The organism is Halomonas rhizosphaerae (assembly GCF_030010555.1).
GTDB lineage: Bacteria > Pseudomonadota > Gammaproteobacteria > Pseudomonadales > Halomonadaceae > Halomonas > Halomonas rhizosphaerae.
The window spans coordinates 74,965-90,992 of record NZ_JASCQP010000007.1 but is presented as its reverse complement, the minus strand read 5'-3'; the positions used below and the strand labels follow the sequence as shown (position 1 = coordinate 90,992).

17 protein-coding genes are annotated in these 16,028 nt (G+C 66.0%); 1 reads left to right on the top strand and 16 read right to left on the bottom strand.

The features are described from left to right. Window positions 1–13 precede the first annotated feature (13 nt). The 16 genes from atpG to argC all read right to left on the bottom strand — a co-directional run bounded on the left by atpG (window position 14) and on the right by argC (window position 14,122). Window positions 14–895, bottom strand: coding sequence for a F0F1 ATP synthase subunit gamma (gene atpG / locus QLQ83_RS02175; RefSeq protein WP_282733937.1), 882 nt, complete (start codon window positions 893–895; stop codon window positions 14–16). Between the two features lie 71 nt (window positions 896–966). Continuing rightward, entirely contained in the window at window positions 967–2,511 is a 1,545-nt protein-coding gene (gene atpA / locus QLQ83_RS02170) for a F0F1 ATP synthase subunit alpha (RefSeq protein WP_282733936.1), read from the bottom strand. Between the two features lie 16 nt (window positions 2,512–2,527). Then, window positions 2,528–3,064: a F0F1 ATP synthase subunit delta gene (locus tag QLQ83_RS02165; RefSeq protein ID WP_282733935.1), complete on the bottom strand. Its 537-nt coding sequence runs from the start codon at window positions 3,062–3,064 to the stop codon at window positions 2,528–2,530. An 11-nt stretch (window positions 3,065–3,075) separates the two neighbouring features. Then, entirely contained in the window at window positions 3,076–3,546 is a 471-nt protein-coding gene (locus QLQ83_RS02160; protein WP_106231173.1) for a F0F1 ATP synthase subunit B, read from the bottom strand. A 75-nt stretch (window positions 3,547–3,621) separates the two neighbouring features. After that, a complete protein-coding gene (gene atpE, locus QLQ83_RS02155; RefSeq protein WP_023006402.1) occupies window positions 3,622–3,849 on the bottom strand; it encodes a F0F1 ATP synthase subunit C in 228 nt (75 codons plus the stop codon). A gap of 63 nt (window positions 3,850–3,912) precedes the next feature. Beyond that, on the bottom strand, window positions 3,913–4,737 hold the full coding sequence (atpB, locus tag QLQ83_RS02150) for a F0F1 ATP synthase subunit A (protein WP_282733934.1): 825 nt from the start codon (window positions 4,735–4,737) through the stop codon (window positions 3,913–3,915). 24 nt (window positions 4,738–4,761) lie between these two features. Further along, window positions 4,762–5,145, bottom strand: a complete 384-nt coding sequence (locus QLQ83_RS02145) for an ATP synthase subunit I (protein ID WP_282733933.1) — start codon at window positions 5,143–5,145, stop codon at window positions 4,762–4,764. A gap of 180 nt (window positions 5,146–5,325) precedes the next feature. Continuing rightward, on the bottom strand, window positions 5,326–6,240 hold the full coding sequence (locus tag QLQ83_RS02140; protein ID WP_282733932.1) for a ParB/RepB/Spo0J family partition protein: 915 nt from the start codon (window positions 6,238–6,240) through the stop codon (window positions 5,326–5,328). 41 nt (window positions 6,241–6,281) lie between these two features. Further along, window positions 6,282–7,052, bottom strand: coding sequence for a ParA family protein (locus QLQ83_RS02135; protein WP_282733931.1), 771 nt, complete (start codon window positions 7,050–7,052; stop codon window positions 6,282–6,284). 37 nt (window positions 7,053–7,089) lie between these two features. After that, window positions 7,090–7,746: a 16S rRNA (guanine(527)-N(7))-methyltransferase RsmG gene (gene rsmG, locus QLQ83_RS02130; protein WP_282733930.1), complete on the bottom strand. Its 657-nt coding sequence runs from the start codon at window positions 7,744–7,746 to the stop codon at window positions 7,090–7,092. Beyond that, window positions 7,743–9,647 carry a tRNA uridine-5-carboxymethylaminomethyl(34) synthesis enzyme MnmG gene (gene mnmG / locus QLQ83_RS02125; RefSeq protein WP_282733929.1) on the bottom strand — a complete coding sequence of 635 codons (1,905 nt, stop codon included), beginning with the start codon at window positions 9,645–9,647 and terminating at the stop codon, window positions 7,743–7,745. Before mnmG ends, rsmG begins: the two co-directional genes overlap by 4 nt. Before the next feature lie 532 nt (window positions 9,648–10,179). Further along, window positions 10,180–10,953 carry an amino acid ABC transporter ATP-binding protein gene (locus tag QLQ83_RS02120; RefSeq protein ID WP_282733928.1) on the bottom strand — a complete coding sequence of 258 codons (774 nt, stop codon included), beginning with the start codon at window positions 10,951–10,953 and terminating at the stop codon, window positions 10,180–10,182. Window positions 10,954–10,965: 12 nt separating this feature from the next. Continuing rightward, complete coding sequence (locus QLQ83_RS02115) at window positions 10,966–11,637, bottom strand: amino acid ABC transporter permease (protein ID WP_282733927.1); 672 nt, start codon at window positions 11,635–11,637, stop codon at window positions 10,966–10,968. A gap of 109 nt (window positions 11,638–11,746) precedes the next feature. Continuing rightward, window positions 11,747–12,517, bottom strand: coding sequence for a transporter substrate-binding domain-containing protein (locus tag QLQ83_RS02110; RefSeq protein ID WP_282733926.1), 771 nt, complete (start codon window positions 12,515–12,517; stop codon window positions 11,747–11,749). Window positions 12,518–12,631: 114 nt separating this feature from the next. Further along, window positions 12,632–12,985 carry an iron-sulfur cluster insertion protein ErpA gene (erpA, locus tag QLQ83_RS02105; RefSeq protein ID WP_282733925.1) on the bottom strand — a complete coding sequence of 118 codons (354 nt, stop codon included), beginning with the start codon at window positions 12,983–12,985 and terminating at the stop codon, window positions 12,632–12,634. A 102-nt stretch (window positions 12,986–13,087) separates the two neighbouring features. Beyond that, window positions 13,088–14,122 (bottom strand): N-acetyl-gamma-glutamyl-phosphate reductase, encoded by a 1,035-nt coding sequence (gene argC, locus QLQ83_RS02100; protein WP_282733924.1) that lies wholly within the window; start codon window positions 14,120–14,122, stop codon window positions 13,088–13,090. 129 nt (window positions 14,123–14,251) lie between these two features. Here argC and QLQ83_RS02095 point away from each other — a divergent pair, with 129 nt between their 5' ends. Next, entirely contained in the window at window positions 14,252–16,024 is a 1,773-nt protein-coding gene (locus tag QLQ83_RS02095; RefSeq protein WP_282733923.1) for a chloride channel protein, read from the top strand. The last annotated feature ends 4 nt before the right edge of the window (window positions 16,025–16,028 follow it).

The following is a 16,028-nucleotide window of genomic DNA, read 5'->3' as shown; positions in this document are numbered from 1 at the left end:
GCCTCCCCTGGCGCTATACGGCGGCGGCACCACCGACGATCTCGGAGATTTCCTGGGTAATGGCCGCCTGACGGGCCTTGTTGTAGACCATCTCCAGGTCGTCGATCAGGTTGCCGGCGTTGTCGGTGGCACTCTTCATGGCGATCATCCGCGCGGCCTGCTCGCAGGCCCCGTTCTCGACCACCGCCTGATAGACCTGCGATTCGATGAAACGCACCAGCAGGCTATCCAGCAGCGCCTTGGCATCCGGCTCATACAGGTAGTCCCAGCTACCGGGACGCTTATCTTCTTCGTCGTGCGATTCCGCACCCATGTCGGGCGACAGTGGCAACAGCTGACGGACGACCGGCTTCTGGGTCATGGTGTTGATGAACTCGTTGTACACCACGTACAGCCGGTCCAGCTGGCCCTCGTCATAGGCATCCAGCATCACCTTCACGCTGCCGATCAGGTCCTCGACCTCGGGTGACTCGCCCAGGCCGCTCTTCGCCGCGACGAGGTTGCCCCCGTAGCTCTTGAAGAAGGTGCCGGCCTTGCTGCCCAGGGCACAGAAGTCGAGCTCCGCCCCCTGGTCGCGCCACGCCTTGGCATCCGTGACCACGGCCTTGAACAGGTTCACGTTCAGGCCGCCGCACAGGCCACGGTCGGTGGACACCACGATGTAGCCGACCCGCTTGGCGTCGCGCTCGACCATCCAGGGGTGGCGGTACTCCGGGTTAGCATCGGCGACATGCGAGACCACGTTGCGGATCTGACGCGCATAGGGCTGGCTGGCCTTCATCAGGTCCTGGGCCTTGCGCATCTTCGACGCCGCGACCATTTCCATGGCGCTGGTGATCTTCTGCGTGTTCTTGATGCTCCCGATCTGGGTGCGTATCTCTTTTGCAGCTGCCATAGCGATCTACTCCGTTCGTGGCACTCAGAAAGCTCCAGGGCCCGCCCCGCACGCGGGGCGGGCCAACGGGATTACCAGCTCTGAGTGGCCTTGAACTTGTCGAGACCCTCTTTCAGCCCTTCCTGGATCTCGCTGCTGTAGTCGCCGGTCTGGTTGATCTTGTCGAGCAGCTCGGCGTGTTCGGCCTTCATGAAGTCGCGCAGGGCACGCTCGAAGTCCAGCACCTTGTTGACCTCGACCTCATCCAGGTAGCCCTCGTTGGCGGCATACAGGGAGAGGGCCATCTCGGCCACGGACATCGGCGAGTACTGGTTCTGCTTCATCAGCTCGGTGACGCGCTGACCATGCTCCAGCTGCTTGCGGGTGGCCTCGTCCAGATCGGAGGCGAACTGGGCGAAGGCCGCCAGCTCGCGGTACTGGGCCAGGGCCAGACGCACGCTGCCGCCGAGCTTCTTGATGATCTTGGTCTGGGCCGAACCGCCGACACGGGACACCGAGAGACCGGCGTTGATCGCCGGGCGGATGCCCGAGTTGAACAGGTCGGTCTCGAGGAAGATCTGACCGTCGGTGATGGAGATCACGTTGGTCGGCACGAAGGCCGAGACGTCACCGCCCTGGGTCTCGATGATCGGCAGGGCCGTCAACGAGCCGGTCTTGCCCGTCACCTCGCCATTGGTGAACTTCTCGACGTAGTCGGCGTTCACGCGAGCGGCACGCTCGAGCAGGCGGGAGTGGAGATAGAAGACGTCGCCTGGGTAGGCCTCTCGGCCCGGCGGACGACGCAGCAGCAGGGAGACCTGGCGATAGGCCACGGCCTGCTTGGAGAGGTCATCGTAGACGATCAGCGCGTCTTCACCGCGGTCGCGGAAGTACTCGCCCATGGTGCAGCCGGAGTAGGCCGCGAGGAACTGCATCGGGGCCGGGTCGGCGGCGCCGGCAGCGACCACGATGGTATGTTCCATCGCGCCATGCTCCTCGAGCTTGCGCACCACGTTGGCAATGGTCGACTGCTTCTGGCCGATGGCCACATAGACGCAGGTGATGCCCTTGCCTTTCTGGTTGATGATGGCATCGATGGCGATGGCCGACTTGCCGATCTGGCGGTCGCCGATGATCAGCTCACGCTGGCCGCGGCCGATCGGCACCATGGCGTCGATGGACTTGAGGCCCGTCTGCACCGGCTGGTCGACCGACTGGCGGGTGATGACGCCGGGGGCGACCTTCTCCACCGCATCGGTCATCTTGGCGTTGATGTCGCCCTTGCCATCGATGGGGTTGCCCAGGGCATCGACCACGCGGCCGACCAGCTCGGGGCCCACCGGCACCTCGAGGATACGGCCGGTACACTGGGCGGTCATGCCCTCTTCGAGCTGCAGGTAGTCGCCCAGCACCACGGCGCCCACGGAGTCGCGCTCGAGGTTGAGCACCATGCCGAAGATGCTGCCGGGGAACTCGATCATTTCACCGAACATCGCGTCCTCGAGGCCGTGCACTTTCACGATGCCGTCGGAGACGCTGACGATGGTGCCCTGATTGCGGGCTTCGGATGCGACATCCAGCTTCTCGATACGCTGCTTGATGATGTCGCTGATCTCGGAAGGATTCAGTTGCTGCATGCCATGTCCCTCAGACTCAGGCGGTAAGGGCTTCGGAGAGGCGCGTCAGTCGACCGCGTACCGACCCGTCGATGACGGTGTCGCCGGCACGCAGGATGACGCCACCGAGAAGCGCGGAGTCCACCTGAGTGGTAATGGAGATTTCGCGATTCAGGCGCTTCTTGAGCGCACCGGCGAGCTTGTTCTGCTGCTTGTCGTCGAGCGGGAAGGCCGAGACCACGGTGACATCGACGCGCTTCTCGAGCTCGGCGCGCAGCCGCTCGAACTGTGCGGCGATGGCCGGCAGGGCCGGCAGGCGGCCCTTCTCGCCCAGGGTGTCGAGGAAGCGACGCGACGCCTCGTCGATGTCGACTTCCGCCAGCTCCAGCAGCAGGGCCACCTTGCGCTCGGCGGTCAGGCCCGGATGGGTCAGAAGCTTCTCGACATCACGCACGGCGACGACGCGACCCAGCGTGACCAGCCAGCCGGACCAGGCATCCAGTGCCTGCTGGTCACGGGCATAGTCGAACGCTGCCTTGGCATAGGGTCGTGCGACGGTAGACAGTTCCGCCATGGGTCACCTCCTCACAGTTCGGCCGCAAGCTTGTCGAGCAGCTTGCGATGTGCCTTCTCGTCGACGGAGGCTTCAAGAACCCGCTCGGCCCCGGAGACCGCCAGGTGCGATACCTGGGCGCGCAGTTCATCCTTGGCACGCTGGACTTCCTGGTCGATCTCGGCACGCGCGGAAGCCACGATGCGCTCACCTTCGGCGCGGGCCTGCTCGCGGGCCTCCTCGATCATCTGCGAGGAGCGCTTGTTGGCCTGCTCGAGGATCTGGGAAGCCTGCTCCTTGCTCTCGCGCAGGGTGGCATCCGCCTTCTCCTGGGCGAGCTCGAGGTCGCGTGAAGCCCGGCTGGCCGCATCGAGGCCATCGGCGATCTTGCGCTGCCGTTCGTGGAGCGCGTTGCTGATCGGCGGCCACACAAACTTTATGCAGAACCAGACAAAGATCGCGAAGGCGATCGTCTGCCCGATAAGCGTCATGTTGATATTCACAGGGATGTACCTCTGACTGGTTCGTGGCGACCGGAAACAGGCAAACCGAGCGCAGGGCGCCCGGTATGCGGCACGTTAACCGGCGACGACGAAGATCAGGTACATCGCGATACCGACACCGATCATCGGCACGGCGTCCAGCAGGCCGGCCATCAGGAAGGTCTTGGTCTGCAGCTGGTCACCCAGTTCCGGCTGGCGCGCGGTGGATTCCAGCAGCTTGCCGCCGAGGATGGCGAAGCCGATGCCGGTGCCGAGGGCGCCCAGACCGATCATGAGGGAGGCAGCAATGTAGACGAGTTCCATGGTGGTGCTCCTAGTTTCTCGAGTTGAGGTTCAAGGTTGGGGGTTGATCAAGTGTTGCGCGTTTCAGTGATGTTCGTGCGCCTGGCTCAGGTAGACGACGGACAGCACGGTGAAGATGAAGGCCTGGAGGCTGATGACCAGGATATGGAAGATCGCCCAGGGCACGTTCAGCGTCCACATCACCCAGAACGGCAGCAGGGCGATGAGGATGAAGATCACCTCGCCGGCGAACATGTTGCCGAAGAGACGCAGGCCGAGACCCAGCGGCTTGACCAGCAGGCCGATGACCTCGAGCAGCAGGTTGAAGGGCACCAGCGCCCAGTGGTTGAACGGCGTGAGCGAGAGTTCCTTGGCGAAGCCACCCACGCCCTTGACCTTGAGACTGTAGTAGATGATCAGCAGGAAGACCCCGAGGGCCATGCCCAGGGTGGCATTGGGATCGGTGGTGGGCACCATCTTCATGTAGTCGACGCCGAGGCGCAGGAAGATCTCGGGCACGTAGTCCACCGGGATCAGCTTGAGCAGGTTCATCAGGAAGATCCAGACGAACAGCGTCAGCGCCAGCGGGGCAATGACCGGGTTGCGGCCATGGAAGGCACCGTGGACGGTATTCTCGACGAACTCGAAGACCATCTCGACGATATTCTGCAGGGTGCCCGGCACCCCGGTGGTCGCCACCTTGCCGGCCTTGCGGAACAGCCAGATGAACAGCACGCCCATGGCGATGGACCAGCCCATGGTGTCCAGATGAAGGGCCCAGAAGCCCATTTCCTGGGCCTCGGCGGCGGAGTGCGCCATCGACCAGCCGTTCTCGGGGTGATAGCCGAAGGTCAGATTCTGCAGGTGGTGCTGAATATACTCGGTCGGCGAGGGGTTGTTGCCAGCCATGGATCTGCCTCTCGTTGGGGTCGGTCATCCACGCAGCAGCCAGGGAGCCAGCCAGTGCATGAAGTGGACCGCCACGTATGCGCCAAAGAAAAAAGCCAGGTTTGAGGGGGGTACTGACGCGAAGACCAGGGCGAACAGTGCCACCGTCAAACCGAGCTTGCCCGCTTCGGCCCGATAGAAGCTGGACACGAAGCGCCTTGCCTGTCGGCCATCCCCCAGAACGCCGAGTCGCCAGACGAAGTACAGATTGGGAAGAAGACAGACGAGCCCACCGGTCACTGCCGAGATGGCTGCCTTCTGCCCGTCTGCCACCAGGCCGAGGAGCGTCATGACCACGACCACGCCTGCCTGAGCCTGCAGCAGTCGGCGATAGTTCGGACGCCGTCTCATCGCCGGGAGGCTAGCCATGTGCCACTCGCCATGCCCCTCGCATAGGGCCCCGACCCACAGGCAAACAACGGCGGATTATAGGGAACCCCCCCCGCCCCTTCAACCAGAGCGACGGCGATTCCGGTGATATAGGATCCGTCTTCGACCAAAGGGGGACGGATTGTCGACAGCGGCGACGACGGCCCGTGATGGAGAGTCTCACCGGATATGCTCCAGGATGCCATCGAGCTCGTCGAGGCTGGCATAGCGGATGGTCACCCGCCCCTTGCCCCCGCGCCCGTGCTGGATCTTGACGGGCGCCCCGAGCACCTCGGCGAGCCGCGTCTCGAGGCCGGCCACGTCCGCGGACGGCGCCTCGCGCCGTTGCCTGGCGGGCTCCCCGCTGGCCAGGCGCTTGACCAGCGCCTCGGTGTCTCGGACGGTGAGGTCCTTGTTGACCACCTCATGGGCGGCCTTGCGTTGCTTGGCACCGGAGAGTGCCAGCAGCGCCCGGGCATGGCCCATGTCCAGGTCACCGCGCTCGAGCAGGGTCTGCACCTCGGGGTCCAGCGTCAGCAGCCTCAGCAGGTTGGCCACCTGGGCACGGGAGCGGCCCACGGCATCGGCCACCTGCTGCTGGGTCAGGGCGAACTCCTCGAGCAGCCGCTTGAGGGCCATCGCCTCCTCGACGGGGTTGAGGTCCTCGCGCTGGATGTTCTCGATCAGCGCCAGCGCCAGCGCGACCTCGTCGCTGACCTCGCGGATCACCGCGGGGATCACGTCGAGCTCGGCGAGCTGGGCGGCGCGCCAGCGACGCTCGCCGGCGATGATCTCGTAGCGCGCCTCGCCGACGGGACGGACCACGATGGGCTGCATCACGCCCTGGGCGCGAATCGAATCGGCCAGTTCCTCGAGGGCCTCGGGCTGGATGTCACGGCGCGGCTGATACTTGCCGCGGGAGAGCTGCCCCAGCGGTAGCCGCTCGAGGCGCTCCTCGGCAGGGCTCTCCGGCGATTCCGCGGCCGGCGTGGCCTCGCTCGTATCGACCTCGGGCAGGTCCAGGCTTTCACGTCGGCGGGCATTGGCACCGATCAGGGCATCCAGGCCACGTCCCAGGGCGCGTTTACGCGTCATCGACATTCCCTCATCACTACCAGCGGTATTCGGCGGCCGGCCTACAGCGACAGGCGCCGGATCAGTTCCTTGGCCAGCACCCGATGGGCCTGGCTGCCCCGCGAGAAGCGGGCGTACTTGGTCACCGGCAGCCCGTGGCTCGGTGCCTCGGCGACCCGCACGTTACGCGGGATGGTGGTCTTGAGCAGCGCATCGCCGAAGTAGTCGCGCAGCTGCTTGCTGACATCGCGGGTGAGGCTGTTGCGGGCATCGAACATGGTCCGCAGGATCCCGTAGATCTCGATCTGGGGGTTCACGCTGTCCTTGATCTGCTCCACGGTATCGAGCAGCGCGGACAGGCCCTCCAGGGCATAGAATTCGCACTGCAGCGGGATCAGCACGCCGTCGGCGGCGGTCAGGGCATTGACGGTGAGCATGTTCAGCGACGGCGGGCAGTCGATCAGCACCACGTCATATTCGCCGGCCACCTCCTCCAGGGCCTTGACCAGGCAGCGCTCGCGCCCCTCATGCCCGTCGAGCAGTTCCACCTCGGCGGCGGTCAGGTCGCCGTTGCCGGGCAGCAGCGCATAGCCTGCCTGCGGGCAGTCGAGGATCACCTCGGTGGGCCGCTTCTCGCCCAGCACCACGTCGAGCACGCTGCCATCCAGATCATGCTTGTCGGCGCCACTGCCCATGGTGGCATGTCCCTGGGGGTCCAGGTCGACCAGCAGCACGCGGCGGTCCAGGGCGGCCAGGCTGGCGGCGAGGTTGACGGCGGTGGTGGTCTTTCCCACGCCGCCCTTCTGGTTGGTCAAGGCTATGATCTTGGTCACGGGCAACTCCCTTGCTGGGGAAACAGACGCCTCTGGGTCAGGCCTGGGTCACATCCCGGTGCCGAAGGACCACGAGCTGCCGCCTGCCGTCCTCGTAGGGCACCGCGAGGTCGTGTCGTGCCGTCACGGCGATCTCCTCGGGCAGTCCGGCCAGTTCATCATCCACGGCGGGCCCCTTCATGGCCAGCCATTCGCCATCGGGTGCCACCAGGGGCGCGGTCAGCGCGATGAAATCGCCCAGGCTGGAGAAGGCCCGCGAGATCACCTGGGCATAGCCCCCGGCGACGGGCTCGAAGGCTTCGACCCTGGCCTGTACCGGCGTGGCGTTGCCGAGGCCCAGCTCCATCACGGCCTGGCGCTGGAAGCGTACCTTCTTGCCGTTGCTGTCGAGCAGCGTGACCGAGAGACTCGGCTCGAGGATCGCCAGTACCAGTCCCGGCAGGCCCGGCCCCGAGCCCACGTCGAGCAGTTCCGGGCCACGGACGAAGGGCAACACCGCGGCGCTGTCGAGGAGGTGGCGGGTCACCATCTCCTCCGGCGTGCGTACCGCGGTGAGGTTATAGGCGCGGTTCCACTTGTGCAACAGTCCCACCAGCGCCAACAGCCGACGCCGCTGCTCGTCATCCACGCCGATGTTCAGTGCCGCCAGTCCACCATCGAGGCGCGCCTCGACGATCTGCTCGTCCGACGTCATGCGCTGGCCGCCCGGCTGTCGTCGAGCAGCCGCCGCTTCTTGAGGTGGATCAGCAGGATCGAGACCGCCGCCGGGGTGACGCCGGAGATGCGTCCCGCCTGCGCCAGGGTCTCGGGGCGTGCCTCCTCGAGCTTCTGGCGGATCTCGTTAGAGAGCCCCTCGACGCGCTGGTAGTCGAGGTCGGCCGGCAGCGGCGTGGCCTCGTGGCGCTTGAGCTTGTCGATCTCGTTCTGCTGTCGATCGATGTAGCCCTGGTACTTGGCCTGGATCTGCACCTGGTCGGCCACCGCCTCGTCCTCGACCGCATGGCCCTCGATGCCGGGCAGGTCGGCGAGATCGCCATAGGCAAGCTCCGGGCGCCGCAGCAGGTCCATCAGGCTGTATTCGCGCGCGAGCACCGTGCCGGTCCTGGCCTCGACCCGGGCGGCCGCGGGGGTACCCGGCTGCACCCAGCTGGCCCGCAGGCGCGCGCTCTCGCGCTCGACTGCCTCGCGCTTGGCGGCAAAGGTTGACCAGCGGGCATCGTCCACGAGTCCCAGTTCGCGACCGGTCTCGGTGAGACGCATGTCGGCGTTGTCCTCGCGCAGCAGCAGGCGGTATTCCGCCCGCGAGGTGAACATGCGGTAGGGCTCCTTGGTCCCCAGCGTGATCAGGTCATCGACCAGCACGCCCAGGTAGGCCTCGTCACGCCGCGGTGACCAGGCCTCCTGCCCGCGGGCCCGCCGCGCGGCGTTGAGGCCGGCCAGCAGCCCCTGGGCCCCCGCTTCCTCGTAGCCGGTGGTGCCGTTGATCTGACCGGCGAAATAGAGGTTGTGGATAAACTTCGTTTCCAGCGAGTGGCGCAGATCCCGGGGATCGAAGAAGTCGTACTCGATGGCGTAGCCCGGCCGGGTGATATGAGCGTTCTCCAGCCCCGCGATGGAGCGCACCACCTGCAACTGCACGTCGAAGGGCAGCGAGGTGGAGATGCCGTTGGGGTAGAGCTCGTGGGTATCGAGGCCTTCCGGCTCGATGAACACCTGGTGGCTCGCCTTGTCGGCAAAGCGATGCACCTTGTCCTCGATGGACGGGCAGTAGCGTGGGCCGACCCCTTCGATCACCCCCGAGTACATCGGCGAACGATCCAGGTTGGCGAGGATGATCTCGTGGGTCCGCTCGTTGGTATGCGCGATATGGCAGCTTACCTGCCGAGGATGCATCTCGCGGTTGCCGAGGTAGGACATCACCGGCGTCGGGCTGTCGCCGGGCTGCTCCTCGAGACGGGAGAAATCGACGCTCCTGGCATCGAGCCGCGGCGGCGTTCCCGTTTTCAGGCGGTCGACCCTGAACGGTAGCGCCCGCAGCCGCTCGGCCAGGGCATTGGAGGGCGGGTCTCCGGCACGGCCGCCACGGCTGGTGTCGAGGCCGATATGGATCACCCCGCCGAGGAAGGTCCCGGTGCACAGCACCACGGTCTCGGCCAGGAAGCGGATGCCGGTCTCGGTGACCACGCCGCGCACGGTATCGCCCTCGACGATCAGGTCGCCGGCTGCCTGCTGGAAGAGCGTCAGGTTGGCCTGGGTCTCGAGCATGCTGCGAATCGCCGCCTTGTAGCGGACCCGGTCGGCCTGGGCCCGGGTGGCACGTACCGCGGGTCCCTTGCGGGCATTGAGCACACGGAACTGGATGCCGCCCAGGTCGGTTGCCAGGCCCATGGCACCGCCCAGGGCATCGATCTCCTTGACCAGATGGCTCTTGCCGATCCCGCCGATGGCGGGATTGCAGGACATCTGGCCGAGGGTCTCGATGTTGTGAGTCAGCAGCAGGGTCCGACAGCCCATGCGAGCCGAGGCCAGGGCGGCTTCGGTTCCGGCATGGCCGCCGCCGATGACGATGACGTCAAAGCGGTCGGGATACTCCAAGGGTCACCTCTTGGCGCATGGCGCCGATATTGCAGTCAGGAGTGGAAATCAGCGGGGCAGTATAACCCCCCCTGTGGGTAATCGTCAGGGTTTTCCACACCTCGATTGTCCCTGCCGATGGTCATCTCTTCACTGCTAAACAATAAAACAGAATATAAAAGAGAAGTTCTGTTGTGGTAGTAACTACTGGTGTGGACATTTTCGGTGGATAACCGTATGAAGCTCAATTTTTTCAATACCTTGAGGTGTTGACTCCTGGCGGGACATGAGGGTGACTGCCTGCGGACGAGGTGTCGGGAGCCTGTGGACGGAAAGCTCGCTTGTCCACAGCGAGACTCGCTCACCGCTTGTCCACCGTCGCCTACCCGGCTTGTCACCGTGACTGTGAACAACCTGCCCTGATTCATCCATTGCCTCTGTGACGGGGGTTACAGGCCGTTCGAGCCCGGTTTCTCGGAATTTCTGTCCACAGGCAAAAAAAGGCCCTGTCGATAACGACAGGGCCTTTCCGGGAGGGTGCACGTGAGCGGGATCAGTGCTTGAGTACCCTCGACAGGAACTGCTGGGTCGGCTGGTTGCGGGGATGATCCAGGACCTCTCCGGGAGGCCCCTCCTCGGCGATCTCGCCCTGGTGGATGAAGATCACCCGGTCGGCCACCTCCCGGGCGAAGCCCATCTCGTGGGTCACGATCATCATGGTCATGCCCTCTCGCGCCAGCTCACGCATGGCATCGAGGACCTCGCCGATCATCTCCGGGTCGAGCGCCGAGGTCGGCTCATCGAACAGCATCAGGCGCGGCTCCATGGCCAGGGCACGGGCCAGGGCCACACGCTGCTGCTGACCGCCGGAGAGCTGTCCGGGATGCTTGGCGGCCTGGTCGCTGATGCCCACCCGCTCGAGCAGTCGCTCGGCCGTCTCGGTGGCATCCGCACGGCTCCAGCCACGTACCTTCATGGGCGCCAGGGTCACGTTGTCGAGCACGCTCAGGTGCGGGAAAAGGTTGAACTGCTGGAAGACCATGCCGACCTCGGTGCGGATCTTCTGCAGCGCCTGGCCGGCCTTGCCATGGGGCAGCAACTCGTTGCCATCGACCTCGATATGGCCCTGCTGGAACTCCTCGAGACCATTGATGCAGCGGATCAGCGTCGACTTGCCCGAGCCGCTGGCGCCGACGATTACCACCACTTCCCCGGGCGAGACCGCCAGATCGATGTCCTTCAGCACATGCAGGTCGCCGAAGAACTTGTTGACCTTGTCCAGGCGCACGATGGGGTCGGCACCGGAAGGGGACTTGTCTTGGTTCATGTCACGCTTTCCTTATTGTCCGACCAGGCCCCTGCGCTCCAGCTGGCGCAGCGCAAACGAGAGGCTCAGGGTGATCACCAGGTAGAGCAGGGCGACCATCAGGTAGACCTCCAGGGCGTTGAAGGTGGTAGCGATGTAGACCTGGCCCTGGCGGACCAGCTCGCCGACCCCGATCACCGAGAACAGCGAGGTGTCCTTGATGCTGATGATGCCCTGGTTACCCAGCGCCGGAATCATGCGCCGGAAGGCCTGGGGCCAGATGATGTAGCGGAAGGTCTGGCGTCGCGACAGGCCGAGCGACAGACCCGCCTCACGCTGGCCGCGCTCGATGGACTGCACGCCACCGCGCACGATTTCCGAGATGTAGGCACCGGAGTTGACGGCGATGGCGGCGATGCCGGCCACCAGGGCATTGATCGGTCCGCCGAGGATTTGCGGCAGACCGTAGAAGATGAACAGCACCTGGACCAGGACCGGGGTGCCACGGAAGATCTCGATGTAGGCCACGGCCGGGATGCGCAGCCAGGTGATGGGGCTGATTCGGAGCAGCCCGAAGAGGATGCCGATCAGGAACCCGATGGCCAGGCCGCCGAAGGAGATCAGCAGGGTGTAGGGAATGCCCTTGAGCAGGAAGGGAATGGAGGCAAAGGCCGCCTGCCAGTCGAATTGGAAGGTGACGTCCACAAGGTTTCTCCGTCAAGACGCGGGGGTAGCGACAGGGGGAGCGTGCCGGGTTCGCAACGCAACGGGGCCGGGCACTCGACCCGACCCCGTGATCAGGAAGCGAAGGCCCTCATTCGTCGCTGGGCGCCTCGCCGAACCATTCCTTGTAGATCTCGTCGTAGGTGCCATCCTCCTTCATCTCGGCCAGGGCCTCGTTGACGGGCTCGACCCATTCGCTGTCCTTGACGAAGACGATGCCGTACTGCTGGCCCTCGTAGAGGTCCCCCACGACCTTGACGCGGCCCTCGCCGCGAGTCTGCGCGAAGTAGCCGACGTTGGGGGCGTCGTAGAAGACGGCGTCGACGCTGCCACCGAGCAGCGCCATGTACATGTCGCTGGAGCCCGGGTAGGGGGTGATGTCGGCCTCGTCGCCCAGGTTCTCCTCGAGGAAGTCGTAGCTGGTGGAGCCGACCTTGGTGCCGATCTTCTTGCCCTCGAGGTCCTCGAGCTCCTCGACGCTGTCGTCATTGGCGCCGACCAGGATCCGCAGGCCGCTGTCGTAGTAGGGATCGGAGAAGTCGACGATCTCGGCTCGCTCCTCGGTGATCGTGATGCCGGCGATGGCGATGTCGACGTTTCCGGTCTGCACGGCGGGGATGATGCCGTTGAAGTCCATGGTGCGCAGGTTGTACTCGAAGCCGGCACGCTCGGCCAACTCGGCGAGGATGTCCATGTCGAAGCCGACCATCTCGCCGGTTTCCTGGTCCATCATCTCGAAGGGCACGAAGCTCGGGTCGGTGACGACCTCGAGGACATGGTCATCGGCGCTGGCTGCGCCGACAAGCCCCAGCCCGAAAGCGACGCTGGCGGCCAGGGAGGCGGTCTTCAGTTGGCGTTTCATACGATTCCCCATGGAAGAATTTGTTGTGGATTACGCCTTAAACCATGGCGAGTTCCCGGGGAAGCGTCAAGTGGAGGGAAAAGCGTGCGGTCGTCGCTGAGCCAACGCTGGCGGTCAGACCATGAAGGAGGCGCCGCAGCCGCAGGTGGTGGTGGCGTTGGGGTTCTGCACCAGGAAGCGGGCACCGGCCAGCCCCTCCTCGTAGTCGACGGTGGAGCCGACGAGATACTGGTAGGAGAGGGGGTCGACCACCAGGGCCACCCGGCCGAATTCGACGAGGGTGTCGTCGTCGGCGACCTCATCGGCGAAGTCGAAGCCGTACTGGAAGCCCGAGCAGCCTCCACCGGTGACGTAGACCCGCAGCTTGAGCCGGGGATTGCCCTGTTCCTCGATGAGCGCCGCGAGACGGGCACGGGCCCCATCCGAGAGCATCAAGGGGGTGGGAACGAAGGATTCGGCACCGCTCATGGGTGACCTCCCCTGGATCGATGAATGTCTTGCCAGGGGGGATTATCCACAATCCCCAGCAAAAGGGTCAACTTTGTTGGGGGGGTGTCCTGGATGAGGGTATCAGGGCATGATGGCCGGGGCGTCGAGGCCGGCCGACTCGTCGAGGCCGAACATCAGGTTGAGGTTGTGCACGGCCTGACCGGAGGCGCCCTTGACCAGGTTGTCGATCACCGAGAGCACCACCACGGTGTCGCCGTCACCGGGACGGTGGACGGCCAGGCGGCATACGTTGGCTCCCTTCACGCTGCGTGTCTCGGGATGGCTGCCCGCCGGCATCACGTCGACGAAGGGCTCACTGGCGAAGCGCCGCTCGAAGAGCGCCTGGAGGTCGCCGGGGTCGGCGGTCAGGCGGCCGTAGAGGGTGGCGTGGATGCCGCGGATCATCGGCGTCAGGTGGGGCACGAAGGTCACCTCCACCGGGCCCCCGGCGGCATCCGCCAGTCCCTGGCGGATCTCCGGCAGGTGGCGGTGGCCCGAGGCGCCATAGGCCTTCATGGACTCGCTGGCCTCGGCCAGCAGCGAGGGTACCTTGGCGCCGCGGCCGGCCCCGGTAACCCCGGACTTGCAGTCGGCGATGACCCGGTCGGCATCGATCACGCCCGCCTCCAGCAGCGGCAGCAGGCCGAGCTGCACGGCGGTGGGGTAGCAGCCCGGCACGGCGATCAGTCGCGCCTGGCGGATGCGTTCGCGGTTGACTTCGGGCAGGCCGTAGATCGCCTCGCCGAGCAGCTCGGGGGCGCCGTGGGGCTGGCCGTACCAATGGGCCCACTCCTCGGTGTCCCGCAGCCGGAAGTCGGCCGAGAGGTCGATGACCCGGGTGCCCCTGTCGAGCAGCTCGCCGGCGAGGGCATGGGCCACGCCGTGGGGGGTGGCGAAGAAGACGGCATCGCAGCGGGCCAGCCGGTCGGCATCGGGCTCGCTGAAGGCCAGGTCATCGTAGTGGCCGCGCAGGTTGGGATAGAGCTCGCTGACGGCCATGCCGGCCTCGGAGCGCGAGGTGATGGCGTCCACCGCCACGTCCGGGTGACGGGCCAGCAGCCTGAGCAGTTCGACGCCGGTGTAACCGGTGCCGCCGACGATTCCGACCTTGATCACGATGGCCTCCTGGGATTGGTGACGTGATGCTGGGACCTGTGTCCCCGGATATGATACACAAGAGAGACGCGACCTACCCAGGCCCAGCCTGGCGGGTCTTCCCCAGCAAGGCCGAACAGGATCGTCGCCGTGCCGCGTCTCTCGCTACCCGACTTGAGCCTGGAAGGCTTCCGTCGCCAGCTGGCCAACGTCGATGCCCTGCCGCAGCTCTGCGTGCTGGGTGTGGTGTCGGGCCTGGTGACGGGCGGGCTGATGGTGGTATTCCGCCTGCTGCTTTCCCTGGGGGGCATGCTGCTGTTTCCCGACGGCGACCCCGAGGCCTTCGAGGCCCTGCCGTCGGCCCTGCGGGTGCTGATGCCCCTGGTTGCGGCGGCCCTGATCGGCCTGTGGCTCATACGCCTGCCGCCGGAGGGACGGCGTATCGGCGTGGTCCACGTCATCGACCGGCTGACCTATCATCAGGGTCGCTTCCCGCTGCGCAACTGGCTGGCCCAGTGGTGGGTGGGCGTGGTGTCGGTGATCGGTGGCCTTTCCGCCGGACGCGAGGGGCCGGCCATCCACCTGGGGGCGGCGGCCTCCACCGGCCTGGGACAGTACCTGCGCCTGCCCCACAACAGTCTCAGGGTGCTGGTGGCCTGCGGCACGGCAGCGGGCATTTCGGCCTCGTTCAATACGCCCATCGCCGGCGTCATCTTCGCCATGGAAGTGGTGATGATGGAGTACACCATCATCGGCTTCATGCCGGTGATCCTGGCGTCGTCCATGGGCGCCGTGGTGGCCCAGCTGGTCTACGGACCCGAACCCGCCATCGGCATCCCCGACCTGCACCTGAGATCCCTGCTGGACCTACCCTGGATCCTTGCCAGCGCCCTGCTGATCGGGCTGCTGGCGGCACTCTTCGTGCGCGTGGCCCGGGGGCATGAACGGCTTCAGCGGCTGCCCATGGCGCTGCGCTTCGCCCTGGCGGCGCTGGCGGTGGCAGGGGTCGCCTGGTGGTACCCCGAGGTGCAGGGGATGGGCTATGACACGCTGCAGCGGGCGCTGGGCGGGGCCGCCGCCGTGGACGTGCTGCTGGCGGTGGCCATCGGCAAGCTGCTGCTCACGGCCTTCACCGTGGCCTGCGGCATCCCGATCAGCATCATCGGCCCCATCCTGGTGGTCGGCGGTGCGGCCGGTGCCCTGTGCGGCCTGGCGGGCCAGGCCCTGCTGCCGGTGGGGGCCTCGGCCCCCGAGGTCTATGCCCTGCTCGGCATGGCCGCCATGATGGGGGCCGTGCTGCAGGCGCCCCTGGCGGCCCTGATGGCCCTGCTCGAGCTCACCCACAATCCCGGCATCATCATGCCGGGGATGCTGGCGGTGGTGGTGGCCGGCCTCACGGCGCGGCAGCTGAGCCGCAGCCAGGGGTTTTTCCTCACCCAGACCCGTCAGGGGCTGCACCCGCTGCAGCAGCCCCTGATGCAGGCACTGTCCCGGGTCTCGGTGCCGGCGGTGATGGAGCGCAGCCTGGTGCGGACCTCGCGCATGGTGACCCGTGATCAGGCCAGCGTCCTGCTCGAGTCCAATCCTGCCTGGGTGCTGATCGAGCGTTCCACGGACGACAAGCCGACCCTGGCGCTCAAGGCGGCCGACCTGGCCCGCTGGCTGCTGGAGCATGATGCGCCCGAGTCGGAGGAGGACAGCGCCCTGCTGGACCTGCTGGAGATCCCCGGCCAGCGCCTGGACATGGCACCGATCCACCTGCAGGCGACGCTCTCCGAGGCCTTCGAGCGGCTCAACGACAAGGCGCTGGATGCCCTCTACGTCGAGCACGGTCACCGGCCGAAGCAGAAGCGGATTTCCGGTATCATCACCCGCGACGCCATCGAGCGCTACTACCGCTTTTCCGATTCGACCCACGGCTGAGGAG